Below are 23,309 nucleotides of genomic sequence, written 5' to 3' on the forward strand. Positions count from 1 at the left end.
ATGCGCAATAATCGGGCCATGACGATCGTCCCGCACCGGGTGGCGGTGCTCGCCATCGACCAGGTGGTCGGCCTCGACCTCGGTACCCCCTCCCAGGTCTTCGGCACCGCCCGCACCAAGGACCTGCAGCCGCTCTACACGGTCGACGCCTGCACGCCGGGGGGCCGCCCGGTGCGCAGCACCGCCGGGTACCAGGTGCTACCCGACCACGGGCTCGAACTGGTCGAGGCCGCCGACACGGTGGTCGTACCCGGCATCCACGGCGGTCCGGCGCTGACCGACGGCGTCCTCGACCCCGAGGTGGCGGCGGCGCTGCGGACGGCCCACGAGCGGGGTGCCCGGATCATGTCGATCTGCACCGGCGCGTTCGTGCTGGCCGCCGCCGGGCTGCTCGACGGCCGGCGGGCCACCACCCACTGGGCGTACGCGGAGGAGTTCCGCCGGCTGCACCCGGCGGTCGACCTGGACCCCGACGTGCTCTTCATCGACTCCGACGACGTGCTCACCTCGGCCGGGGTGGCCGCCGGCCTCGACCTGTGCCTGCACGTCATCCGCACCGACCACGGCAGCGAGGTGGCGAACCGCTCGGCGCGGCGCTGCGTGGTGCCGCCGTGGCGCGACGGCGGCCAGGCCCAGTACATCGAGCGGCCGGTGCCCCACCGGGCGGGGACCGGCACCGCCGGCACCCGGGAGTGGGCCCGGCAACGGCTGCACGAGCCGGTCACCCTGCGCGACCTGGCCGAGCACGCGCGGATGAGCGTGCGCACCTTCACCCGACACTTCCGCTCCGAGACCGGGCTGAGCCCCGCCCAGTGGCTGCTCCAGGAGCGCACCGACCACGCCCGGCTGCTGCTGGAGACCACCGACCTGACCGTCGACCAGGTGGCCCACCGCTGCGGCTTCGGCACCGCCGCCGCCCTGCGCCAGCAGCTCCGCCAGCGCATCGGCGTCGCGCCGAGCGCGTACCGCCGGGCGTTTCACCGGCACCCCTGATCCGCGTTCCCGCGCCGCGGGCGAGGAGGGCGCGGACGGCGGGGTCAGGGTGGGGCGGCGGGCCGCTCTACGCGGGCCCGCCCCGCGCCGGCTCACCGCGCCGGCTGGCTCATGACCCGATCGACCGGTCGACGGTCGGCCGGTCGACGGTGGGCGCCCCCGGCGGTGTCCGCAGGACCCGGAGCTGCGCGAGGTGTTTCGGCAGGTGGACGCGGGCGTGCAGGTCCAGGGTGCGCGACCACGGCAGGGTGTCGTCGACGACCAGGTCGAAGCCCTCCCGCAGGTGGGTGTCGACCGGAGTGTCCGCCGCCGGGCCGAGCCGGTCCACCAGGGCGCAGAGCTTCTGGCTGGTGGCCCGCAGCAGGGTGGCCAGCCCGTCCAGCCCGCCGCAGTCGACGACCAGCGCATCCACCTGGGGGCGGTGGATGGTCTCCAGGTCGTAGTAGGCGAAGGGCGAGCCGGCGAGGACCGCCTCGGTGGCCTCGCTCATCAGCTCGTCGTTGGCCGCCAGGTGGGCCACGATCTGCTCGGCGGTCAGCTGTCCGTACGGCGGCTCGCCGAAGCCGCCCGCCTCCACCTCGGCGAGCAGTTCGTCGTAGCTCCGCCGCAGCCTCGCGCTCTCCACGTCCCCAGTCAACCCCGCCGACCGGCGCGGACCGGGGCGTTACCGCACCGGGATCACCCGGACGGGCGGTTCAGCGCCGGCCCCGCCGGGCGCGCAGGTAGTCGGAGACGACGTACTCGCCGAGGTCGTCGAGGTCGGGGGTGAACATCCGGCCCTTCGAACGGCGGGCCACCGCGTCGACGAAGCGGCGCAGCCCCGGATCGTCGCCGAGCATGAAGAGGTTCAGCGTGGCGCCGTAGCGGGTCAGCTTGTCCACCTCGCGGATGGTCGCCTCGATCGTCTCCGGCAGCGGCGGCCAGTGGAACAGCGCCTCCCCGTCCTCCGGGTCGAGGTGAGCGGTCGGCTCCCCGTCCGTGACCACCAGCACCACCGGCTCCGCGCCGGGGTGCCGGCGCAGGTGCCGCCCGGCCAGCCGCAGCGCGTGCTGGAGGTTGGTGCCCTGCTGCATGTCCGGCTCCACCGCGGCCAACTCCTGCTGGGTCAGCGTCAGCGCCTCCCGGCCGAAGCCCACGATCTCCAGGGCGTCCTGCGGGAAGCGGGTCGCCACCAGGTGCGACAACGCCAGCGCCGTCTGCTTCATCGGGCCCCAGCGCCCCTGCGAGATCATCGAGTACGACAGGTCGACGCAGAGCGCCACCGCCGCCGAGGCCCGGCGCTCGGTCTCCACCACCTCGAAGTCGGAGACGTCGAGCTGGACCGGCACCGTGGGGCCGGCCCGCCGGACCGCCCGGGTGAGGGTGCGGACCACGTCCAGCGGCTGCTCGTCGCCGTACTCCCAGGGCCGGGACGCCCCGCTGACCTCGCCGGCCGCGCCCGCCGAGCGCAGGTCGTGCTGGCCGCGCGGCCCGGCCGTGAGGTCGGCGAAGACCCGCCGCAGCGCGGTACCGGCGAGCCGGCGCAGCGCCTTCGGGCTCAGGGTGAGCCCGTCGGCGTCCCGGCTCACCCAGCCCTGCCGGCGCAGTTCCCGCTCCAGCTCCCGCAGCCGGCGGACGTCGGCGGCGGCCTCGCGGCCCAGCGTCCGGGCCACCGCCTCGACGTCCACGTCGTCGAGGGTCGCGCCGGGGTGCTCCTGGTCGAGGGAGTCGAGCAGGTCGTCCAGCTCGCCGATCTCGTCGAGCGCGCCGGCCGCCTCGCCGTAGCCGAGCGGCTGGTCGCCGCGGACCCGCTCGCCGCGCTGCCAGTTCAGGTCGGGGCGCAGCGCCCGCAGGTGCCCGTCCAGCGCGGACAGCTCGCCGGCCAGCCGGTCGCCGAGGGACTGGCGCATCAGCCCGGCCAGCTCCTCGCGCTGCCGGTCCGACAGCGACCGCATCAGCCGCTCCCCGGCCGCCGCCCGGCGGGCCAGCACGTCGACCAGCTCGTCGACGTCCTTCGGCTGCTCCGGGAAGAACTCCCCGTGCCGGCGCATGAACTCGGCGAACGCGTCGGTGGTGTCCTCGGAACGGGCGTGCCGGGCCAGCAGGTCGTTGAGGTCGCGCATCATCTCGGCCAGCTGCCGCTGCACCGCCGGGTCGCCGGCGGCCCGCGCCGCGTCGCGCAGCCCGGCGAAACGCTGCTCCAGCACCTCACCGCGGAGCCCGTCGAGGATCCGCTGGTACGTCTGCCGTGCCTCGTCGCTGGCCCACTCGTAGCCGGCCAGCTCCTGCACCGCGCGGGCGGTGGAGCGGGGCAGGTTGTCCAGCACCGCCTCGGCGAAGCGGGCGTCGTCGTCGGCGCGCCCGCGCAGCTCGTCGCGTTCCGCCGCCAGCGCCTGGTCGAGCAGCGCCCGGGAGCGGGTCACCGCCCCGTCCAGGTCGCCCCGGCGCAGCGCCTCCCGGCGCAGCCGGCGGGCCCGGGCGGCCAGGTCGTCCAGGCCGCCGCGCCCCTGCGGGCCCCGGCGCAGCAGGTCGCGCAGCGCGTCCCGCAGGCTGCCGCCGGCCAGCACCTCCGCGCCGACGGCGTCCACCGCGGCCCGGACGTCGTACGGCGGGGCGAGCGGGTCGGGCCCGCCGCGCCACTGGCCGTACCGGAACCGGTTGCCGGCCACGCTCAGCCCCGGCCGCCGTAGACGGTACGGCCCGACTCGGTGACGTCCTTGCCGAGTCGGCGGGTCAGGTGCAGCCCCTCCAGGACGAACTCGATCCCGGCGGCGGCCTCCTCCGGGGTGGGCGCGTCACCCAGCCCGAGCCGGTCCAGCGCCTTGGCCAGGCCCGGCACGGTGCCGACCTGGCGCAGCAGCTCGGCCGAGGAGACCAGCTCACCGGTCTCGATCGCGGTGCCCTCGGCGACCAGGCCGGTGAAGCCGGACAGGTCCAGCCCGGCCAGCCGGGCCCGGAACGTCTCGGCGGTGGCGGTGCGCAGCAGGTGGGCCAGGATCTCGATCTCGCGCCCCTCCTCGCCGCTCTCGAACTCGACCTTGCCGCGCAGGGTCGAGGTGACCGACACCGCGTCGCCGACCCGCGCGACCGGGGCCTCGGGGCGTACCCCGTGGGCGGCGGGACCGGCGGCGAGCAGGCCGGATCGGCGCAGCGCGGCGGCGGCGACCGTCTCGGCGGCGGCGATCGCGAAGCGGGCGGAGACGCCGGAGCGCGGGTCCACCGACGGCGACTCCCGCACGGCGCGGGCGAACCGGGCGAGCACCTCCAGCACGTGCTCCGGCACCTCGGCGACCAGCTCGGCCTCCTGCCGGATCAGCGCCAGCTCCAGCTCCAGGTCGACGGGGTAGTGGGTGCGGACCTCCGCGCCGAAGCGGTCCTTGAGCGGCGTGATGATCCGGCCCCGGTTGGTGTAGTCCTCCGGGTTGGCGCTGGCCACCAGGAACAGGTCCAGCGGCAGCCGCAGCTGGTAGCCGCGGACCTGGATGTCCCGCTCCTCCAGCACGTTGAGCAGCGCCACCTGGATCCGCTCGGCCAGGTCGGGCAGCTCGTTCACCGCGAAGATCCCCCGGTTGGTGCGCGGCACCAGTCCGAAGTGGATGGTCTCCGGGTCGCCGAGGGTACGGCCCTGGGCCAGCCGGATCGGGTCGACGTCGCCGATCAGGTCGCCGACGCTGGTGTCCGGGGTGGCCAGCTTCTCGCCGTAGCGCATCGAGCGGTGCAGCCAGCCGACCGCCAGATCGTCGCCGGCCTCGGCGACCAGCGCGCGGGAGGCCGGGGTGAGCGGGTGCATCGGGTGCTCGTTGAGCACGGAGCCGGGAATCACCGGGGTCCACTCGTCGAGCAGCGCCACCAGCGAGCGGATCAGTCGGGTCTTGCCCTGGCCGCGCTCGCCGAGCAGCACCATGTCGTGGCCGGCGAGCAGGGCCCGCTCGACCTCGGGGAGGACGGTGTCGTCGTAGCCGACGATGCCGGGGAAGCGATCCTCGCCGGAACGCATCCGGGCGAGGAGATTGTCGCGGAGCTCCTGCTTGACGGTGCGGTGCCGGTGCCCGGCCGCGCGCAGCTCGCCGAGCGTGCCCGGCAGGTCGGCGGGCGGGACCGGGAGAACCTGGTTTGGCGCAGTCACCCGACCCACGCTAGCGCGCTGTCCGCTGAACCTGCTCTCGTCGCCCGTGAAGAAGTGTCGTACGGGTGTTGTCGGCTTCGGTTGATGCAACCTTCAAAAAAGGTTGATCAAGAAGGAGATCGGCGCGGTAGCTCCTCGGCAACCCACAGACCGCGACCCTGTAGCCCAACCACCAACCCCTGAGTCTGGAGAACAATGATTGCTCTTTGCACGGTGGTCACGCTGACCTTGTAGAGGTCCGCAAGCTCTTTGTAGGTCGGCAGACGTTCGCCCGGCGCGTACTCGCCGGTCTTGATGCGGGCCGCGAGGTCTTCGGCTACCTCGCGGTATCCGCCGGTTGGTATGGGCATGCGGGAGGTTCCTTCGTTCGGCCCATCCATCGGATCACGCCGCTCACCCCGCTTCAAGACCAACATTGCCTTAGGTACTAAAGGTCTCTAAGGTTGCGGATGTGGCCAGGTTCCTTCGTTCGGCAAGCGGTGAGCCGGGCCACGAAGCCGCCCAAGGGGAGCACGGACGCACTGGCTCTGCCCCCCTTGGGCGTGCCTACTCATCTAGTGCGGAGGGTGCCCGACCATGCCGATGGATGACGGCGACATCACGTCGGCAGACGAACTGTTCGCGATGATGAGGATCATCGACGCCCACTGGACTCGGGCACTGGACATTCCGTGGCGAGCAGGTGGTTGCCTGGAGTGCCGAGATCGGGACAACTGCCCACAGCTTGATTGGGCTCTAGGGATGATGGCCGACGTTGCCTCGGTGATGTTTCAGAAGCGATGAGCTGCGGCTCCTACTTTCGACCGCAGCGGGCGCAGCCGCCCCGGCGGCGCAGGTGGTACGCGTACGTGGCGCCGCCGAGCGCGGCGCCCCAGAACGGCCAGAGCAGCATCGGCGCGCTGGCCATGGTGAAGCCGCCGCCGAGCCGCCAGAACTCGGGCGTGGTGACCAGGCCGAGAGTGGCCGCGGTGACCGCGAGCGCGACCAGGGTGGCCGGGACGACCGCGAGCTTCACGGGCACCGGCCGGCCGGCCAGACCGACCATCCAGCGCGGGAACCGCTCGCCCCAGCTCTGCACCAGCCCGAGGGTGAGGACCGCGCCCACGGTGGCGAAGGCGCCCAGCCCGGCGCCGGCCCAGACCTGTCCGGTCTCTTGCATGTCGTCCAGCAGCTCGGGCGAGATGCCGAGCGGGATGCCGGCCGCCCAGGCGAACCGGGTCAAAGCGTACGCGAAGGGGATGGCCGCGGCGGTCCCGGCGGCCCAGCGTCCCCAGCGGGCGGCGGCCGCCCGGGTGGTCCAGCCCCGGTCGGCACCGCCCCGGCCGCAGGCCACGCAGGCGTCGGCGGTCCGCCGCTGCCAGACCAGCAGCGCCCCGGCCAGCAGCACTCCGCCCGCCATGGCGGCCACCTTGACGCCGAGCGACCAGGTGAAGACGTCGGCGTAGTCGACCGGCGGCCAGCCGAACGGGGCGCCGAGGATCAGCATCGGCGCGTAGCCGAGGATCACCAGCACCCGCGCATCGGGCACCACCACGGCCAGGACGAAGGCGACCGTCCAGCCGTAGCCGAGCAGCAGCGCGCGCAGCGGGCCGGCGGTACGGGCGCCCTGGCTGCTCATCGCGAGGGCGGCGACCGCGGCGACCAGCAGCGTCCCGGCGAAGAGCGGCGGCGCGACGTCGACGGGAACCAACCGGAGCAGGTTCGCCCCGCCGCCGTCCTGGTCGTTCGCGCCGAACGGGTAGCCGGCGCCGGTCAGCGTGCAGAGCAGGGCGAGTACGCCCCAGAGTCCGAGCCAGCCGGCGGCCAGCGGGGCGAGCCGGTCGGGCCGGCGGGAGGCCGGACGGTGGGTGGGAACAGTGGTCGTCGTCATGCTCTCAGCCTCGGCGGCGGCGCCGGCGCCGCCCTCCCGAGCGGTGACGAACCCGCTCCCCCGGCGGGGGGATCAGCCGGTGGGGACGACGAAATCCGACTCGTACGCGGCGATCACGGCCTGGGTGCGGTCCCGCACGCCGAGCTTGGCCAGCACGTTGCCGACGTGCGTCTTGACCGTCTCCACCCCGACCACGAGCTGCCCGGCGATCTCCGGGTTGGAGAGCCCGGTGGTCATCAACCGCAGCACCTCCGCCTCCCGCTCGGTCAGCCGGGCCGCGCGCAGCCGGTCCCCGCCCCGCCCCCCGTACGCTCCGGCGAGGCGGCGGATCGCGGCCGGGAAGAGCAGCGAGTCACCGGCGGCGACCGCCCGGACGGCGCTGACCACCTCCGCCGGGCGGGCCCGCTTGAGCAGGAAACCGCTCGCGCCGGCGCGCAGCGCCTCGTAGACGTACTCGTCGTTCTCGAAGGTGGTGACCACGAGGACGCGGGGCGGGTCGGCGGAGGCGGCCAGCAGCAGCCGGGTGGCCTGGATGCCGTCGATGGCGGGCATCCGCACGTCCATCAGCACCACCCGGGGCCGCAGTTTCGCGACCAGCGGCGGCACCTCGGCGCCGTCGGCGGCCTCCCCCACCACCCGCAGGTCCGGCTGGGCGTCGATGATCGCCCGCAGCCCGACCCGGATCAGCTCGTCGTCGTCGACGATCAGCACGTCCGTGCTCACCGCGCCTCCCCCCTCGGCACCGGCAGCCGCACCCGGACCCGCCAGTGACCATCCTCCGGACCGGCGGTGATCCGCCCGCCGAGCAGCAGCACCCGTTCCCGCATGCCGTCCAGGCCCCGGCCGCCGCGTCCCGGCCGCGCCGCGCCGCCCAGCACGTTCTCCAGCTCGATCGCCAACCACCGCCGCCTCGGCGCGTCCGACGGCCCGCGAGGATCGGGCACCGTCGCCTCCCCGGGTACGTCCACCCGCAGGCGCACCGGGCCGCGGCCGTACCGGGCGGCGTTGGTCAGCCCCTCCTGCACGATCCGGTAGCCCTCCCGGGACACCGCCGGGGGCAGCTCCGCCAACTCCCCGTCGATCCGCGCGTCCACCCGCAGCCCGGCCGCCCGGGTGTCCGCGACGAGCCGGTCGAGCTGGGCCAGGGTCCGCTGCGGGGCGGTGTTGGCCGGGGCGCGGGCGGCGTCCTCGGTCTCCCGGAGCAGGCCCAGCACGTGGTCGAGGTCGTCCATCGCGTGCCGGCTGGTCTCCTCGATCGCGGCGAGCGCCCGCCGGGCGAACTCCGGGTCGTCGTCGAGGAGCTGGCGGGCCGCGCCGGCCTGGAGGGTGGCCACGGTCAGCGCGTGACCCACCGAGTCGTGCAGTTCCCGGGCCAGCCGGTTGCGCTCGGCGAGCCGGGCCGCCCGCGCCGCCAGGGCGGCGAGCTGCTCGGCCGCCGAGGGGCCGAGCAGCGCCGGCGCCATCGAGGCGGCGAGCGTACCCAGCCCGGCGACCGCGTAGCCGAGGCCGAGCAGCATCAGCACCCCGGTGAGGGTGAGCCAGCCGGTGTCCCGCCCGTCGAGCGGGCCCCAGCTCTCCTGGGCGGCCAGCTGGGTGCCGACGCCGAACTGCTGCGCGATGAACGACAACGCCATCGGCAGGGCGCTGATCAGCGCGAACATCACCGTCCCGCCGACGGTCATGTGCAGGGCGATCCAGAGCGCGGCGCGCAGCCGAGTCTCCCGGTCGGCCGGGTGCCCGGCGGCGGGCTCCGGCAGCGGCACACCGAGCAGGGCGCGGGCGGCGGCGATCTCCAGCGTCCGGCTGCCGTCGAGGAAGAACGGCACCGCGCCGATGACGGCGGCGACCACCATCAGCGCGAAGACCAACAGCCGGGGCACCTCACCGCGGGTGAGGAGCTGGACGAAGGTGCCGGCCAGCAGCGCGTACGGCAGGGCCAGCACCCCGCCGAGCAGGAGGAACACGCCACGGCGACAGGTGCTCGCCCGGACCAGCGGCGCGATCAGCGCCCGGGGAGTCACCGGGCCATTCTCCCGCCCCGGCACGCCGTGCCGACTCCCCCGTGTCGGGGATTCCGGCGCCGCCTCGTCGCAGGCGGATCACCGGGCGCGGCGGTGTCCCGTCCGCCGCCGGCTCAGCGGTGCTCCTGCACGTACTTCTGCGGGTCCTTGTCGTCGAAGGTCAGGTTGCGGCCGTTCTTGTGCTCGCCGTAGAAGGTCAGCCAGCGCGCGCCCAGCTCGGCGCGGAGTTCGACGCCGACGTGCCGGCGGAAGTCCGGCAGCGCCCCGTCCTCCTCCTCGGCGAGGTGCTCGCTGTTCTCCCGGCGGGCCTTCCACACCGCCGCCCACCACTGGTCGGAGCCCACCGGGTGCAGCTTCGACTCCGCGATGGCGTCGCGGATCTCGTTGTGGTCGCCGATGGCGTCGGTCGTCTCGTCCTCGCCGTCGTCGCCGTGCCGCACCAGGTGCGGATAGAGGATCGTCTCCTCCGCCTCGGCGTGGATGTCCAGGTGCAGGGCGAGCGCCTCCCAGACGGCGAGGAGTTCGGTCTCGTCGCGGGCGTCGTCGAGCCGGGCGAAGCCGCGCCGGAAGGCGGCGTGGTCGTCCAGGATCAGCGCGGTAATGTCGTCCATGATGCTCACTTTCCCACTCGGGCGCGGATCAGCCTCGGCACCGCGGCCAGGCCGGTTACCGGCCGGAACTGCCGGGCGGCGGTGACCAGGGCGGCGTACTCGTCGGCGCCGAGGTCGATCTCGGCGGCGGCCGCGTTGCGCTCCATCTGCTCCACACCGGACGCGCCGGGGATGGCCACCACGTTGGGGTGGTGCAGCAGATAGGCCAGCGCGATCTGGCTGGGGGTGGCGTCGTGCGCGTCGGCCACCTCGCGCAGCGTCATGATCAGGGCGGTGCCGCGTTCCAGGTTCTCCGGCAGGAAGTACGGGTTGGCCCGGCGCACCGCCCCGCTCGGCGGGTGCTTCGCGTCGTACCGCCCGGAGAGGAAGCCCTGCGCGAGCGGGCTGTACGCGATGACGATCCGGCCGGCCTGCTCCGCGTACGGGATCAGGTCCTCCTCCGGGCCCCGGTCGATCATGCTGTAGCGGACCTGGTTGCTCAGCACCCGCCGGCCCAGCGCGGCCTCGGCGAACCGCCAGCGGCGCAGGCTGTAGTTGCTGACGCCGACCTCGGCGACCAGGCCGACGTCCTGCAACGCGCGCATGCCGCGCATGGTGGTGGTGTCGGCGACCACCGGGTTGGGCTGGTGCACCTGGTAGAGGTCGATGCCCTGCACGCCGAGGCGGGCCGCCGAGGCGACCGCCCGCTGCTGCACCACCGGGGCGACCGGCAGGATCGGGAAGATCTTGCTGGCCACCACGACCTTCTCCCGGTCGGCGCCGAGAGCGGCCCCGAGGATCCGCTCGCTGCGGCCGAAGCCGTACAGCTCGGCGGTGTCGAAGAGGGTGACCCCCAGGTCGAGCGCCCGCCGCACGATGTCCGCCGCCCGGCGCTCGTAGTCGGGGCCGTAGCCCCACTCCTTGGAGCCGAACTGCCAGGTACCGAGACCGATCTTGGAGATGGGCTTGGGGGTGTCGAGCGGGACGAAGCGCATGGGCTCGAAGCTACCCCCGCAGACCGGGACGGCACGCCCGTTCCGGGACGCGGATAGGGTCGGCGTCGTGACCTACCTCGCCGCTGATCAGCGTTACGACTCGATGACCTACCGACGGACCGGGCGCAGTGGGCTGCGGCTGCCCGTCATCTCGCTCGGCCTGTGGCACAACTTCGGGCCGGACCGGCCCTTCGAGCGGCAGCGGGACATCGTCCGACGCGCGTTCGACCTCGGGGTCACCCACTTCGACCTGGCCAACAACTACGGCCCGCCGCCCGGCGCGGCGGAGGAGGCCTTCGGCCGGCTGCTGGCGACCGACCTCAAGCCCTACCGGGACGAGTTGATCGTCTCCACCAAGGCCGGCTACCTGATGTGGCCCGGCCCGTACGGCGAGTGGGGCTCCCGCAAGTACCTGGTCTCCTCGCTGGACCAGTCGCTGCGCCGGATGGGGCTGGACTACGTCGACATCTTCTACTCGCACCGGTTCGACCCGGACACCCCGCTGGAGGAGACGATGGGCGCGCTCGACGCCGTCGTCCGCTCCGGCAAGGCGCTCTACGTCGGCATCTCCAACTACGACTCGGAGCAGACCGCCCGGGCCGCGGCGATCCTGCGTGACCTGGGCACACCCCTGCTGATCAACCAGCCGTCGTACTCGATGTTGAACCGGTGGACCGAGGACGACGGCCTGCTCGACACGCTGGCGGAGGCCGGCGCGGGCTGCATCGCGTACAGCCCGCTGGCCCAGGGCCTGCTCACCGACCGCTACCTCGCCGGCATTCCCGAGGACTCGCGGGTGCGCACCAGCGTCTTCCTCAACGAGAGCGACCTGACCGAGGAGAAGCTGGCCACCATCCGCGGCCTGGGCCGGGTGGCCGAGCGGCGGGGGCAGACCCTCGCCCAGCTCGCCCTCGCCTGGGCGCTGCGTGACCCGCGGATGACCAGCCTGATCATCGGCGCGAGCAGCGTGGCCCAGTTGGAGGGGAACGTCGCCGCGGTGCAGAACCTCGACTTCACCGCCGAGGAGCTGGCCGAGATCGACGGCCTGCTCGGCTGAGCCGCCCAGGCGCCCCGGCCGCCGTCCACCTCAGGTGGCGCGGCCGGGGCGCGGCGGCATGGGGGTCACCAGATGCGGCGGCGGCCGGCGCGGTGGTTGCGCACGTCGCAGGCGCGGCCGGTCGGAACGGTGCCGGCCCGGCGCAACCGCATGGCGACCAGCGCGGCGAGCAGCACGGTGACCGCCGCCGCCGCGCCGACCACCAGCCGGAGGCTGTCACCGCCGAGGCGGGTCACCGACGCCACGGGTACGCCCGGATCGCCCGGCACCGGCGCCGCGGTGAACCCGGGCACGGCCGTGCTGGCGGCGCGCGGCGCGACGGCCGGGCTGGCCGCTGCGGTGGGCGTGGCCCGCTCGGCGTCCCGGAACACCACATCGGAGCAGGAGTAGTAGCTGTCCGGGGTGTCGGAGTTCTGCCACACGGTGTAGATGAGGTGCCGCCCGGTCAGCCCAGCCGGCAGCCGGCCCGCCAGCTGGTACGACCCGTTGCGCAGCGGCGGGTCGGTCATCGTCAGGAACGGGCGCGGCGAGAGGTCCGTCCAGGTCAGCGCGCTCTGCGGGTCGTAGCCGGGGCGCGTGGCGTAGAGCCGGAAGGTGCCCTTGTGCGGGATGGTCCCCCGGTAGCGGAAGGTGAACTTGGCCCCGGCGGTCAGCTCCGTCGCGGGCCAGTCGGTGCGCGGCAGGTCCAACCCCCGGTACGCCGACAGCCCGCCGCTGCACAGCTCCCCGTCCGGGATCCGCTCCCGGTCCCGGCCGTTGACGCCGAAGACCCGGATGTTGTCCCACTCCCGTACCGCCGCTCCGGCCCGGACGGCGGCCCGGCAGGCCGGAGTCGCGGCGTGCGGGCCTTCCGGGCCGCAGGCCGCGGACCGGCTCAGCGGGCTGGTGGGCGCGCCGTGCGCGGCGGCGGGGGTCGCGGTCGGCAGGACGCTCGCGGCGACGGCCGCGAGGACGGCGAGCACTCGGCGTACGGTCATGATGGACCTCCCGAGCACTGGTACGGGCGGGAGACGCCAAAGGTTCGACCGGCGGCCGGGGGTGCCGGGGATCACGGTCCGCCATCGCCATTCCAACCTGGACTAGCCAGCCCCGGCATGCCGACGGTCAGGCCACGAGAGCCTTGGCCATGATGTGCTCACGGCGCACGCCGTCGGGCATGAGGTCGCCCAGCTCACCGGTGTCACGGAAGCCGTTGCGCCGGTAGAGCGCCCAGGCGTTCCGGTTGCCCTCCACCACGGCCAGGCGCAGGGTCTCCGCGCCCACCAGCCGAGCCCACTGCTCGACCGCCCGGACGAGGTGGTCGCCCACGCTCCGGCCACGTCCCACCGGCGCCACATACATCGAGATCAGCTCGACGACGCCGTCCTGAGCGGTCGGCACCCCGCTGGCCATTCCGACGGGCTGCCCGTCGAGCATCCCGATGATGTTGTACGAGCCAGGGATGGCCAGCCGACCGCGCCAGCGTTCCTCGCGGTCGCCCTCGCCCTGCCAGTCCGCCAGCCGGGAGCCGAACGCGTACGCCGCCTCCGCCAGCGCGGCGAGCCGCAGCTCCCGCCACATCTTCCAGTCGCCCTCGCTGAGCACCCGCGTCTCGATCTCGATCATGCGGGGAGGATGCCGTGGGTGCGGGGAGCGGGCAACCCGGTATCCGGTGACGAGGTGTGCCGACCGGCCCTGTCGGCCGGCGGCCACCTCCGTCGGCGGCGGTGCGGCATCATCCGCCGCTGATCGGGAAGAGCCGGGCGTGCGCCTTTCCGTCATCCGCATGCTGCTCGTCGCCGCGCTGGTGGCCTCGCCTACCGCGGCCGGGGCAGCCCGTGAAGAGACGATCCACGACCGGTTGGCCGGCACCGTCACGTCGACGGCTCCGGCGGGGGCTCGGCAGGTCACCATCCTGGGCTCGGGCGACATCCTGGTGCACCCACCCACCTGGCAGCAGGCCGGCGCCGACGCGGTCAAGGCCGGTCGGCCAGGTTACGACTTCGACCCGATATTCGCCCCCATCCGGCCCGCGGTCGAGTCCGCCGACCTGGCCATCTGCCACCTGGAAGCGCCCATGGGTCCCGGTGCGCCGGCGGACTTTCCCCGGTTCCGCGCCCCCACCGACCTGGGACCGGCCATCAGAACCGCCGGCTACGACACCTGTTCGACGGCCAGCAACCACTCCTTCGACCAGGGCGAGCAGGGCGTCTACGCCAACCTCGACGCGCTCGACGCCGCCGGGCTGAAGCACACCGGCACCTTCCGTAGCAGCGCCGCACAGGCCACCCCCACCATCTACCAGGTGAAGGGCGTCAAGATCGGGCACCTGTCCTGGGCTGCGCACTTCAACGGCCACCCGCCGCCACCGGACAAACCATGGCTGGCCAACCGCATCGACGTGCCCGCCATCAAAAAGGCCGCCGCAGCAACCCGCAAGGCCGGCGCGCAGATCATCGTCCTGTCCGTCCACTGGGGCACCGAAATGGAACACACCCCCGACCGGGACCAGGTGCGCTGGGCCAACGAGTTGATCGGCGACCCGGACATCGACCTGATCATCGGACACCACGCCCACGTCGTGCAGCCCTTCGAGAAGGTCGGCGGCAAGTGGATCACCTACGGCGTCGGCAACACCCTCGCCCGGCACGACTTTCCCAAGGACGCCAACCGCGAAGGCGTCCTGGCCAAGTTCACCTTCACCGAACAGGCCGACCGCCGATGGACCGTCACCCGGGCCGAGGCAATCCCCATCTGGCTCTCCCTCAAGCCCACCATCCGGGTCCTCGACCTCGCCCGGCTCCCGGCCGTCGACCGGCGGCGAGAGACGTACCGGGCCGCCATCGACCGGATCAGCGGCTACCTCGACGCCCGTGGGGGCATCAACGACGGCCTGCAGATCGCCCGCTGACCCCCCTTGTGGAGAGCCCGGTCGGTAGGCCGAGCCGGTCCCCGCCGTAGGGAGAGTTTGGGTGCCGGGGGTGGGGGAAGACACGAGCGCCGAGCGGGCCGGTCGGCTCGACCCGGCTGGACCGGCCCGTCCCGTCAGCGGCACCGTCGGTGCGGGCCTCGCCAGGACACCCGAGGAGGAGCGACGATGGCCGACGCTCGACGAAGCACGACCGGGGCCACCGCCAGGCCCACCAGCGCCCGGAAGGCCACCGGGGCCAGCAAGGCCCCGATGAACCGCAAGGCGGCGGCGAAGAAGGTCGCGGCCGCCACGAAGCGGGCCACCGGGGCGAGCGTGGCCAAGAGCCCGGGTGAGAAGCCCACCCCGACGACGGCGCGGGTGGCCCGGAAGAAGGCGACCTCCGCGACGGCCGGCCCGACCCGCACCCCGACCGCCAAGGCGGCCGCCGCCAAGAAGGCGCCCGCCGCCAAGAAGGCAGCCCCCGCGATGAAGGCACCCGGAACGAGGGCGGCGACGAAGAAGGCGCCGGCGAAGAAGGCCGCGGCTGCCCGCGCGCGGACGACCACGGCCACCCCGGCGCCGGCGAGGAAGGCCACCACCATGGAGTCCTTCGGCAACCGGCGCACGGCCCGCAAGACCAACCGCTGACGGTCCGCCGGTGCCGGGGCGGCACCGCCTCGGCCACGTCCGGTGACCTGCGGCACACGGCGGCCACGCTGCTGCTCGCCCGGGCTTGCCGGCCAGGGTGCTCATGGAACTCGTCGGTCACTGGCAGATCGACGTCACGTCGTGCCCACCCAGCTCGTGCAGGCCGTTGGTGCGATGGAGAGCGCGCTGTGGGGCGCGGGCCGGTAAGGTCGGCTACTTCTCGCATCGGATACGACGAAGGGCGCCCGTCATCTCTGACGAACGCCCTGGTCTCAAGGGTGGAGCCGAGGGGACTCGAACCCCTGACCCCCACACTGCCAGTGTGGTGCGCTACCAGCTGCGCCACGGCCCCTTGCTGTCGTCCCCGATGTCCCGGGCACGCAGAGAACTATACACACGCCGCCCGGCATGGTCATCTCGCGGGGTCACCACCCCGCCGCGGCTAGTTCAGTGCCACGTCGGGCGGGAAGTGGGCGACCGCCGCCATCATTCCGCCCTGCCTCCGCAGCACCATCGGCCACAGGTCGTCCGGCCGGTCGACGAAGGCGTCGCCCGGCAGCGCGTCGAAGACGAACCAGGAGCCGTCCGCGATCTCCTGCTCCAACTGGCCCGACCCCCACCCCGAGTAACCGGCGAAGACCCGGATGCCGCCGATGCCGTCGCGCAGCTTCTCCGGGTCGGCCGACAGGTCGACGGTGCCCACCGCGCCGGAGATCTGCTGGAAGCCCTTCAGCCGGCGCATCGGGTGCCGCATCCGGGCGAGGCAGATCGCCGAGTCCGGCTGCACCGGGCCGCCTTCGAACAGCACAGCGGGGTGCCGGGCCAGGTCGCTCCAGTCACCCAGCACGTCGGCGACCGGCACCTCGGTCGCCCGGTTGAGCACCACGCCGAGCGCCCCGCCGGCCTCGTGGGCGACCAGCAGCACCACCGTGCGGTCGAAGTTCGGATCCTTGAGGGCCGGGGTGGCGACCAGCAGCCGCCCGGTCATCGACTCCATGGCTCGACCGCCGATCGCCCGTCCCTCCTCCTGCATTTCGGACACCGTCAGCCGCGCGCCGGGTCGTGGAACCGGTTGCCGTCGGCCATCCGCGCTGTCACCGCCATGCCTGGCACCATAGCCTGCGCCCGGGGCGGTGGCTAAGGTCTGACCGGCGGGTGATCGAGCGGAAACGAGGGAGGGTCGATGGGGCCGACGGCGGACATCGCGGTGATCGGCGGGTCGGGGCTCTACGCGCTCCTGGACGGCGCCACCGAGCACGTGGTCGAGACGCCGTACGGGGCGCCCTCGGACCCGATCACCCTCGCGGAGGTGGGCGGGCGGCCGGTGGCCTTCCTCCCCCGGCACGGCCGCGACCACCGCTACCCGCCGCACCTGATCCCGTACCGGGCGAATCTGTGGGCGCTGCGGTCGCTCGGGGTACGACAGGTCGTCGCCCCGTGCGCGGTGGGCGGTCTGCGTCCGGAGCTGGGCCCGGGTACCTTCGTGGTCCCCGACCAGCTGATCGACCGGACCAGCGGCCGGGCTCAGACCTACTACGACCGGGGTGCGGTGCACGTGCCGTTCGGCGACCCGTACTGCCCGGTCGGGCGGCGTACGCTGCTGGCCGCCGCGGCCGGCCGGGACGTGGCGGCGGTGGACGGCGGCACGGTGGTGGTGGTCGAGGGTCCGCGCTTCTCCACCCGCGCCGAGTCCCGCTGGTACGCCTCGATGGGCGGCACGGTGGTCAACATGACCGGCCACCCGGAGGCGGTGCTCGCCCGCGAGCTGGCCCTCTGCTACACCTCGATCGCGCTCGTCACCGACCTGGACGCCGGCGTGCAGGCCGGCGAGTCGGTCACCCAGGAGGAGGTGTTCCGGGTCTTCGCCGAGAACACCGACCGGCTGCGCGGGGTGCTGCTGGACGCGGTGGGCGCGCTGCCGACCGACCGGGACTGCCCGTGCGGGCACGCCCTGGACGGCATCAAGACCCCCTTCCCGCTGCCCTGACCGTCCCCGGCCGGGTGCGCCGAGCCCGGTGAGCGGGAAAGCGCCCGACTTGTCCGCCTTCCCCCGATAGATTCGGCAGGTCGGGGACCTCTGTCAGGGCGGGCGCCGGCACGCGCCGGGACAGGGAGGCGGGGGGCGATGGCGACCGTCCGGGACACCACGTACGAGCTGCTCCGCGCCCTCGGCCTGACCACCGTCTTCGGCAACCCCGGCTCCACCGAGCAACCGTTCCTGCGGGACTTCCCGGCGGACTTTCGCTACGTGCACGCCCTGCAGGAGGCATCCGCGGTGGCGATGGCCGACGGGTACGCGCAGGCGACCGGCCGCCCGGCGCACGTCAACCTGCACACCGCGCCGGGCACCGGCAACGGCATGGGCAACCTCGTCACCGCCTGGCACAACCGCACGCCGTTGATCGTCTCCGCCGGCCAGCAGAGCCGGGAGATGCTGTTGACGGAGCCCCGACTGACCAGCCGGGCACCGACCGAGCTGCCCCAGCCGTACGTGAAGTGGAGCTACGAGCCGGTCCGCGCGCAGGACGTCCCGGCGGCGTTCATGCGGGCGTACGCGAGCGCCGCCCAGCCGCCGGCCGGGCCGGTCTTCCTCTCCCTGCCGCTGGACGACTGGGACCAGCCGGCGGACCCGCCGCCCCAGGTGCGTACCGTGGCGACCCGGTTCGGGCCCGACCCTCGGCGGCTGCGGGAGTTCGCCGCGCTGCTGGCCGCCAGCCGCTCCCCGGTGCTGGTGCTCGGCGCGGCGGTGGACCGGGCCGCGGCCTGGCCGCTGGCGGTGGCGGTCGCCGAGCGGCTGGCCGCCCCGGTCTGGTCCGCCCCGGCGCCCGAGCGGGCCACGTTCCCGGAGCGGCACCCGCACTACCGGGGGGTGCTGCCGTTCGCCATCGCGCCGCTGGCGGAGAAGCTGCGCGGGCACGACACGGTGCTGGTCGTCGGCGCCCCGGTGTTCCGGTACTACCCGCACGTCCCCGGCGCGCACCTGCCCGACGGCACCCGGCTGCTGCACGTCACCGACGACCCGGACGAGGCCGCCCGGGCGCCGGTCGGCGACAGCCTGCTCGGCGACGCCGGGCTGACCCTCGCCGCGCTGCTCGATGTGCTGCCGGCGGCCGACCGACCGGCGCCGGAGCCCCGGCCGGCCGTGGAGCCGCCGGAGCCGGCCGACCCGCCGGACGCGGACACGCTCTTCGCCGCGCTGGCCGCCTGCTGGCCCACCGACGGGGTGCTGGTCCAGGAGTCACCGTCCAACCTGGCCGCGCTGCGCCGCCGGCTGCCGATGGTCCGGCCGGCGTCGTACTTCACCATGGCCAGCGGCGGGCTCGGGTACGGCCTGCCGGCGGCGGTCGGCATCGCCCTCGCCGAGCGGGACACCGGTCGCGGTCGGCCGGTGGTCGCGGTGATCGGCGACGGCTCGTTCCACTACTCGGTGCAGGCGCTCTGGACCGCCGCCCGGCTGCGCCTGCCGGTGGTCGTGCTGGTGCCGGTCAACCGGCAGTACGCCATCCTCAAGTCGTTCGCCGAGCTGAAGCACACCCCCGGCGTGCCCGGGCTGGAGCTGCCCGGCCTGGACATCACCGCGATCGCCCAGGGGTACGGCTGCGCCACCAGGGTCGTCGGCACGCCGGACGAGCTGCCCGCCGCGCTGGCCGACGCGCTGCGCGCGGAGGGCCCGACGGTGCTCCCGGCGCCGATCAGCGGCGAGCTGCCGAGGATCCTGTAGTCACCGCCCGTCGAGCAGCAGCGGCGCACCGCTCACCACGTCCAGCACCGGGCGGGCGCCGAGCGGCGCCTTGAGCGTCACGGTGACCGGCTCCAGCTTCAACATGGCGATGCAGGCGCCGGTGGACCGGATGACCCGACCACCCACGACGACCACGTCCGGGCGCTCCTGGACCAGCGGGGTGATCCCGGTGTCGCAGGCGCCGACGCCGAGCCGCACCGTCAGGCGGGCGTCCTCGACGGCGACCAGGTCGACCGCGCCGACGATGTCTCCGGGCGCGGGGCCGGTCGGCGGCTGCGGGTCCTTCGGCGCGGTCACGGCGCTCGGCGCAACGGCGAGCCGGGCCACCGGCGCGGTCAACTCCTCCACTGTGAAGAGCCAGGCCGGCACGTCGGCCACGCCCCGGCTGGTCCGCACCGAAGCGGTGCCGAGCTTCACCGCCGTGACGGTGAGCGGGATGCAGGCCGTGGCGACCGGGCTGCCGACCGACCCGTCGGGGCCGGGCTCGACGGTCGGCCCGGGGACCTTGGGCCGGCCCTCGCACGGTGGCGGGTCCCCCTGGTCGAGCTGCCGGTACGCTTCCGCCGCGCTGAGCAGCGGCACGGTCATCGTGCCGTCGGGGAACCGGATCGTGCCGGCGGCCGGTCGGTTGGCCGGCAGCTCGACCTGGTCTGAGTACCACCCGGCCTGGAACGCCGCCTTCGTGTGGGCGTTGAAGCCCGGATCGCCGGTGAGCACGGTCGCGTGCTGCAACGGCACGTACCCTGTCGACCAGACCGGGTCGGGGCGCCACGCCCCCGCGACCTCGGCGGCCCGCTGGTCGAAGGCCTCCCATCGGTGGTCCGGGGCACTCGCCGACGAACCGCCGGCGGACGGGCTGCCGCCGGCGGTCGGCCCGGCCGGGTCGGAGCCGGCCGGCGCGCAGCCGGCCGCGGTGACCACCAGGGGCAGGCCCAGCAGGGCGAGGAGTCGACGCATACGCACTTGGACGCCGCCCGGCACGGGCCGGTTCCCGCCGGTCAGGTCTCCCCGCCGAGGTCCGTCTGATACGCCTGCCAGAGCAGGTCCGCGCCGCGCTGCCGGTGCCGGGACAGCGCCCGCAGCAGGTCGTCGGTGCGCCGGCGCAGCTCCTCGGCGCACACCCCGGGCCGTTCCACGGTCCGCTGGAGGTCGGCCAGCGCCGCGACGATGGCCGCGTGCTCCCGGGTGAGCAGCCGGACGCCGCGGTGCAGCCGGGGCGCCTGGGCGAGCACCTCCGCGTAGAGGCCGGCCGGGCCCTCGGTGATCCGGACGTGTTCGGCGAAGCCCCGGCGGACCGGGGCGAGGTGGACGATGACCCGTTCCCGCCAGCGCGGCTCCCCCGGCGGTACGGCGAGCGCCCGGGCCAGGGCGGGCAGGTCGCCGGGCGGGCTGGGCCCGCGCGCTGCGGGCGGGCGGACCGCCGGCGGGGCGACGGACGGCTGCTGGATCGGACCGGTGGCCATGGGCACCTCCCGCGCTGCGTGCTACCGCGTACAGCGATGGTGAACCCCTGTTCGGGCGCTGTCCAGGGGGCTGGAAAGCCTCATTGGCCCCATCGGTCCCAACGGCCTCAGAAGTAGCCCGGAGACGACTGTGCGCCCCGGTCCGATGGACCGGGGCGCACATGAGGTGGTGGAGGTGCCGGGAATCGAACCCGGGTCCTTCGCCGGTTTGTCAGGGCTTCTCCGAGCGCAGCTCGCTATGCCTCTACTCGGCCCCACCGCTCACGCGAGCAAGTTGGTGTGACGGGCCCAGTCGCTGATTGATCTCGCCGCACGGACCCCGCGACCGGGTCCGATTGGCCAGCCTCCTAGCTGATGCCGGCTGACTGGGACGAAGGCGTTCCCAGGCCGACAGACTCACTACTCGCCTCAGGCGGCGAGAGCGAAGTCAGCGCGATTGTTCTTGGCGCTTATTGGTTTCCGACGAACGATTCTCGAGACGACGTCGGCTTCCTCGGCTCGCTTCCCCTGCCGCAACGTACGAAGTCGAAACCAGTCACCCCCTCGGTGGGCCGCCCTTCCGGCGGCTTCGTACAAGACTAACGCCTGCCGCAACGGGTTTCATCCCGAGCCCCGGGCCGGATTCACCGACTCGGACAAAGGCGACAGATCAGTCGTCCATGCCCTTGCCGCGCCGGCCGGCCACCCGGGCGATCTCCCGGTCGGCGTCCCGCTTGGCGAGGTCCTGCCGCTTGTCGTACGACTTCTTACCCTTGGCCAGGGCGATCTCCACCTTCGCCCAGCCGTCGGAGAAGTAGACCTGCAACGGCACCATGGTCAACCCGCCCTCGCGGGTCTTGCCGATCAGCCGGTCGATCTCCAGCCGGTTGAGCAGCAGCTTGCGGGTACGCCGGGGCTCGTGGTTGGTCCAGGTGCCCTGGGTGTACTCCGGAATGTGCATGCCGTGCAGGTAGAGCTCGCCGTTGCGCTCCTGGGCGAACGCGTCGACCAGGGAGGCCCGACCGGCCCGCAGCGACTTGACCTCGGTGCCGGTCAGCGCCATGCCCGCCTCGTACGTGTCGAGGATGGCGTAGTCGTGGCGCGCCTTCTTGTTGGAGGCGACCACCTTGCGACCCTTTTCCCGTGGCATCGGCGCCACCCCCTTTCCCGGTGAACCCACGACCGGTGCGACCGGCCGCGGGGCGGAGATCATGCTACCCGAATGACAAGGACCCTCCCGCGCCGTTTATTCCGGCGCGGAAGGGCCCTCGGCGGAGCCGGCGGGTAACTAGACCCGCAGGTAGAAGCGAAGCGTGATCCAGCCGGTGATCGCGCTGAACAGGGCGCCGACGCCCGCCATGATCGGGAACATCAGCAGGATGTCGCCCCACGAGACCGGCGTGATCAGGCCCTCCAGGGCGGACAGCGAGCCGCTGCCGCCGAAGTACTTCCCGAGCGCCATGAACACCAGCGCGAGGAACGAACCGATCACACCGGCGACCACCGCCTCCAGCACGAACGGCGCCTGGATGAACCAGTTGGACGCGCCGACGAGCTTCATGACCGCGACCTCACGCCGCTTGCTGTACGCGGCGACCTGGATGGTGTTCGCCACCAGGAGCAGCGCGGCGGCGGCCATGAACACCGCGATGACCAGCGCGAAGGTCTGGATGCCGGTGAGGACGCCGAAGACCTTGTCCAGCAGCCGGCTCTGGTCGACGATCTCGTCGACCCCCTCGGCGTCCTTGTACTGGTCGTAGATGTTCTTGTACTGCTCCGGGTTCACCAGCTTGAGCCGGAACGACTCGGGCAGCTGGTCCGCCTTGACGGCGTTCACCAGGTCCGGGGCGTCCTGGTACATCTCCTGGAACCGCTTGTACGCCTCGTCCTTGTTGACGTAGAGGACCTCCTTGATCAGGGGGTCGCTCTTGAGCTTGGCGTCCAGGTCGTTGCGCTGCTGCTCGCTGACGTCGGTCGCCAGGAAGATCGAGACCTCGACGTTCTCGTAGTAGAGGTCCTTCATGTCGCCGACCTTCTGGTACAGCAGGCCGGCTCCGCCCAGCATGAACAGCGACACCGCCATGGTGATGATCATGGCGATGGTCATGGTGACGTTGCGCCACAGTCCGACCAGTACCTCGGACAGGACGTATTTCATCCGCATCGGGTGTTCCTCCGGCTCTCCGGCATGAGGTGTTCGTCGTCAGGGTGTACGGCAGGGGTGGAGCGCCGGCTCACCCGTAGACGCCGCGGGCCTGGTCGCGCACGATGCGGCCGCTCTCGATCTCGACGACGCGACGGCGCATCTGGTTCACGATGTTGGAGTCGTGGGTGACCATCACGACGGTCGTGCCGGTGCGGTTGATCCGGTCCAGCAGGCGCATGATCTCGATCGAGGTGTCCGGGTCGAGGTTTCCGGTCGGCTCGTCCGCCAGCAGGATCAGCGGACGGTTCACGAACGCCCGGGCGACGGCCACCCGCTGCTGCTCACCACCGGAGAGCTCATGCGGGTAGCGGTGCTCCTTGCCACCGAGCCCCACCAGCTCCAGCACCTCGGGCACGACCCGGCGGGCGACCGCCTTGGTCTTGCCGATCACCTCGAGAGCGAACGCCACGTTCTCGTAGGCGGTGCGGTTCGGCAGCAGCCGGAAGTCCTGGAAGACGCAGCCGATCGAGCGCCGGAAGTGGGGTCGCTTCCAGGAGCGCATCGCGGTGACGTCCCTGCCGTTCACGACGACCCGGCCCTTGTTTGGGCTGACCTCGTGGAGCAGCATCTTGATGATGGTGGACTTGCCGGAGCCGGATGGACCGATGAAGAAGACGAACTCGCCCTTCTCGATCGAGACGGACACGTTGTCGAGCGAAGGCCGGGACGCCTTCGGGTACGTCTTCGTCACTTGCTCAAGCTGAATCACGGGTGGTGAGTCTACGCGGTGTAACCGCTGAGCCAAGTCCT

24 protein-coding genes, 1 tRNA gene and 1 other RNA gene are annotated in these 23,309 nt (G+C 73.2%); 7 read left to right on the plus strand and 19 right to left on the minus strand.

The window, feature by feature from the left end:
• The gene (locus GA0074696_RS27700) at window positions 1–993 is read left to right on the plus strand and encodes a GlxA family transcriptional regulator (protein ID WP_088963801.1); all 993 of its coding nucleotides are present in this window, start codon (window positions 1–3) and stop codon (window positions 991–993) included.
• Window positions 994–1,102: 109 nt separating this feature from the next.
• Here the strand turns inward: GA0074696_RS27700 and GA0074696_RS27705 are convergent, their stop codons facing one another.
• The 4 genes from GA0074696_RS27705 to GA0074696_RS27720 all read right to left on the minus strand — a co-directional run bounded on the left by GA0074696_RS27705 (window position 1,103) and on the right by GA0074696_RS27720 (window position 5,448).
• Complete coding sequence (locus GA0074696_RS27705; protein ID WP_088963802.1) at window positions 1,103–1,618, minus strand: hypothetical protein; 516 nt, start codon at window positions 1,616–1,618, stop codon at window positions 1,103–1,105.
• A gap of 70 nt (window positions 1,619–1,688) precedes the next feature.
• Window positions 1,689–3,641, minus strand: coding sequence for a vWA domain-containing protein (locus tag GA0074696_RS27710; protein ID WP_088963803.1), 1,953 nt, complete (start codon window positions 3,639–3,641; stop codon window positions 1,689–1,691).
• Window positions 3,642–3,643: 2 nt separating this feature from the next.
• Window positions 3,644–5,107, minus strand: coding sequence for a magnesium chelatase (locus tag GA0074696_RS27715; RefSeq protein WP_088963804.1), 1,464 nt, complete (start codon window positions 5,105–5,107; stop codon window positions 3,644–3,646).
• A 98-nt stretch (window positions 5,108–5,205) separates the two neighbouring features.
• Window positions 5,206–5,448 (minus strand): GntR family transcriptional regulator, encoded by a 243-nt coding sequence (locus GA0074696_RS27720; protein ID WP_231925174.1) that lies wholly within the window; start codon window positions 5,446–5,448, stop codon window positions 5,206–5,208.
• A 226-nt stretch (window positions 5,449–5,674) separates the two neighbouring features.
• Between GA0074696_RS27720 and GA0074696_RS27725 the strand changes: the two genes are divergently transcribed.
• Window positions 5,675–5,881 carry a hypothetical protein gene (locus GA0074696_RS27725; protein WP_088963806.1) on the plus strand — a complete coding sequence of 69 codons (207 nt, stop codon included), beginning with the start codon at window positions 5,675–5,677 and terminating at the stop codon, window positions 5,879–5,881.
• A 10-nt stretch (window positions 5,882–5,891) separates the two neighbouring features.
• Here GA0074696_RS27725 and GA0074696_RS27730 read toward each other — a convergent pair whose 3' ends face one another.
• The 5 genes from GA0074696_RS27730 to GA0074696_RS27750 form a co-directional block, all read right to left on the minus strand.
• Window positions 5,892–6,968 (minus strand): hypothetical protein, encoded by a 1,077-nt coding sequence (locus GA0074696_RS27730; protein WP_088963807.1) that lies wholly within the window; start codon window positions 6,966–6,968, stop codon window positions 5,892–5,894.
• 72 nt (window positions 6,969–7,040) lie between these two features.
• Window positions 7,041–7,691, minus strand: a complete 651-nt coding sequence (locus tag GA0074696_RS27735) for a response regulator transcription factor (protein ID WP_088963808.1) — start codon at window positions 7,689–7,691, stop codon at window positions 7,041–7,043.
• Complete coding sequence (locus GA0074696_RS32365; protein WP_088963809.1) at window positions 7,688–8,989, minus strand: sensor histidine kinase; 1,302 nt, start codon at window positions 8,987–8,989, stop codon at window positions 7,688–7,690. The genes GA0074696_RS27735 and GA0074696_RS32365 overlap by 4 nt, the downstream gene beginning before the upstream one ends.
• 113 nt (window positions 8,990–9,102) lie before the next feature.
• Window positions 9,103–9,600: a hemerythrin domain-containing protein gene (locus GA0074696_RS27745; RefSeq protein WP_172894482.1), complete on the minus strand. Its 498-nt coding sequence runs from the start codon at window positions 9,598–9,600 to the stop codon at window positions 9,103–9,105.
• A gap of 5 nt (window positions 9,601–9,605) precedes the next feature.
• A complete protein-coding gene (locus GA0074696_RS27750) occupies window positions 9,606–10,574 on the minus strand; it encodes an aldo/keto reductase (RefSeq protein WP_088963811.1) in 969 nt (322 codons plus the stop codon).
• Between the two features lie 67 nt (window positions 10,575–10,641).
• Between GA0074696_RS27750 and mgrA the strand changes: the two genes are divergently transcribed.
• A complete protein-coding gene (gene mgrA / locus GA0074696_RS27755) occupies window positions 10,642–11,631 on the plus strand; it encodes an L-glyceraldehyde 3-phosphate reductase (protein WP_088963812.1) in 990 nt (329 codons plus the stop codon).
• 65 nt (window positions 11,632–11,696) lie between these two features.
• Here mgrA and GA0074696_RS27760 read toward each other — a convergent pair whose 3' ends face one another.
• Together GA0074696_RS27760 and GA0074696_RS27765 are read right to left on the minus strand one after the other, a co-directional pair.
• Complete coding sequence (locus tag GA0074696_RS27760) at window positions 11,697–12,608, minus strand: lytic polysaccharide monooxygenase auxiliary activity family 9 protein (RefSeq protein WP_088963813.1); 912 nt, start codon at window positions 12,606–12,608, stop codon at window positions 11,697–11,699.
• Between the two features lie 127 nt (window positions 12,609–12,735).
• Window positions 12,736–13,236 (minus strand): GNAT family N-acetyltransferase, encoded by a 501-nt coding sequence (locus GA0074696_RS27765; protein WP_088963814.1) that lies wholly within the window; start codon window positions 13,234–13,236, stop codon window positions 12,736–12,738.
• Between the two features lie 46 nt (window positions 13,237–13,282).
• On the opposite strand from GA0074696_RS27765, the gene GA0074696_RS27770 reads away from it, so the two are divergent.
• Both GA0074696_RS27770 and GA0074696_RS31540 read left to right on the plus strand, forming a co-directional pair.
• Entirely contained in the window at window positions 13,283–14,521 is a 1,239-nt protein-coding gene (locus tag GA0074696_RS27770; RefSeq protein ID WP_231925175.1) for a CapA family protein, read from the plus strand.
• A 186-nt stretch (window positions 14,522–14,707) separates the two neighbouring features.
• The gene (locus GA0074696_RS31540; RefSeq protein ID WP_197700788.1) at window positions 14,708–15,169 is read left to right on the plus strand and encodes a hypothetical protein; all 462 of its coding nucleotides are present in this window, start codon (window positions 14,708–14,710) and stop codon (window positions 15,167–15,169) included.
• A 279-nt stretch (window positions 15,170–15,448) separates the two neighbouring features.
• On the opposite strand, the gene GA0074696_RS27780 is transcribed toward GA0074696_RS31540, so the two are convergent.
• Together GA0074696_RS27780 and GA0074696_RS27785 are read right to left on the minus strand one after the other, a co-directional pair.
• Window positions 15,449–15,521 (minus strand) — tRNA-Ala (locus GA0074696_RS27780).
• Window positions 15,522–15,611: 90 nt separating this feature from the next.
• On the minus strand, window positions 15,612–16,202 hold the full coding sequence (locus tag GA0074696_RS27785) for a YqgE/AlgH family protein (RefSeq protein ID WP_088963817.1): 591 nt from the start codon (window positions 16,200–16,202) through the stop codon (window positions 15,612–15,614).
• A 150-nt stretch (window positions 16,203–16,352) separates the two neighbouring features.
• On the opposite strand from GA0074696_RS27785, the gene GA0074696_RS27790 reads away from it, so the two are divergent.
• Together GA0074696_RS27790 and mdlC are read left to right on the plus strand one after the other, a co-directional pair.
• Window positions 16,353–17,156: an S-methyl-5'-thioadenosine phosphorylase gene (locus tag GA0074696_RS27790; protein ID WP_088963818.1), complete on the plus strand. Its 804-nt coding sequence runs from the start codon at window positions 16,353–16,355 to the stop codon at window positions 17,154–17,156.
• A 138-nt stretch (window positions 17,157–17,294) separates the two neighbouring features.
• Window positions 17,295–18,890, plus strand: coding sequence for a benzoylformate decarboxylase (gene mdlC / locus GA0074696_RS27795; RefSeq protein ID WP_088963819.1), 1,596 nt, complete (start codon window positions 17,295–17,297; stop codon window positions 18,888–18,890).
• Here the strand turns inward: mdlC and GA0074696_RS27800 are convergent, their stop codons facing one another.
• The 6 genes from GA0074696_RS27800 to ftsE all read right to left on the minus strand — a co-directional run bounded on the left by GA0074696_RS27800 (window position 18,891) and on the right by ftsE (window position 23,268).
• Window positions 18,891–19,868, minus strand: coding sequence for a hypothetical protein (locus GA0074696_RS27800; RefSeq protein WP_088963820.1), 978 nt, complete (start codon window positions 19,866–19,868; stop codon window positions 18,891–18,893). It lies immediately after the preceding gene.
• 41 nt (window positions 19,869–19,909) lie between these two features.
• Window positions 19,910–20,374: a hypothetical protein gene (locus tag GA0074696_RS27805; protein WP_088963821.1), complete on the minus strand. Its 465-nt coding sequence runs from the start codon at window positions 20,372–20,374 to the stop codon at window positions 19,910–19,912.
• A gap of 167 nt (window positions 20,375–20,541) precedes the next feature.
• Window positions 20,542–20,917, minus strand: a transfer-messenger RNA (tmRNA) gene (gene ssrA, locus GA0074696_RS27810).
• 106 nt (window positions 20,918–21,023) lie between these two features.
• Entirely contained in the window at window positions 21,024–21,503 is a 480-nt protein-coding gene (gene smpB, locus GA0074696_RS27815) for an SsrA-binding protein SmpB (RefSeq protein WP_088964850.1), read from the minus strand.
• 138 nt (window positions 21,504–21,641) lie between these two features.
• A complete protein-coding gene (gene ftsX, locus GA0074696_RS27820) occupies window positions 21,642–22,517 on the minus strand; it encodes a permease-like cell division protein FtsX (RefSeq protein ID WP_088963822.1) in 876 nt (291 codons plus the stop codon).
• 70 nt (window positions 22,518–22,587) lie between these two features.
• On the minus strand, window positions 22,588–23,268 hold the full coding sequence (gene ftsE / locus GA0074696_RS27825; RefSeq protein WP_088963823.1) for a cell division ATP-binding protein FtsE: 681 nt from the start codon (window positions 23,266–23,268) through the stop codon (window positions 22,588–22,590).
• Window positions 23,269–23,309: the final 41 nt, after the last annotated feature.

It is taken from the genome of Micromonospora purpureochromogenes, from assembly GCF_900091515.1.
GTDB lineage: Bacteria > Actinomycetota > Actinomycetes > Mycobacteriales > Micromonosporaceae > Micromonospora > Micromonospora purpureochromogenes.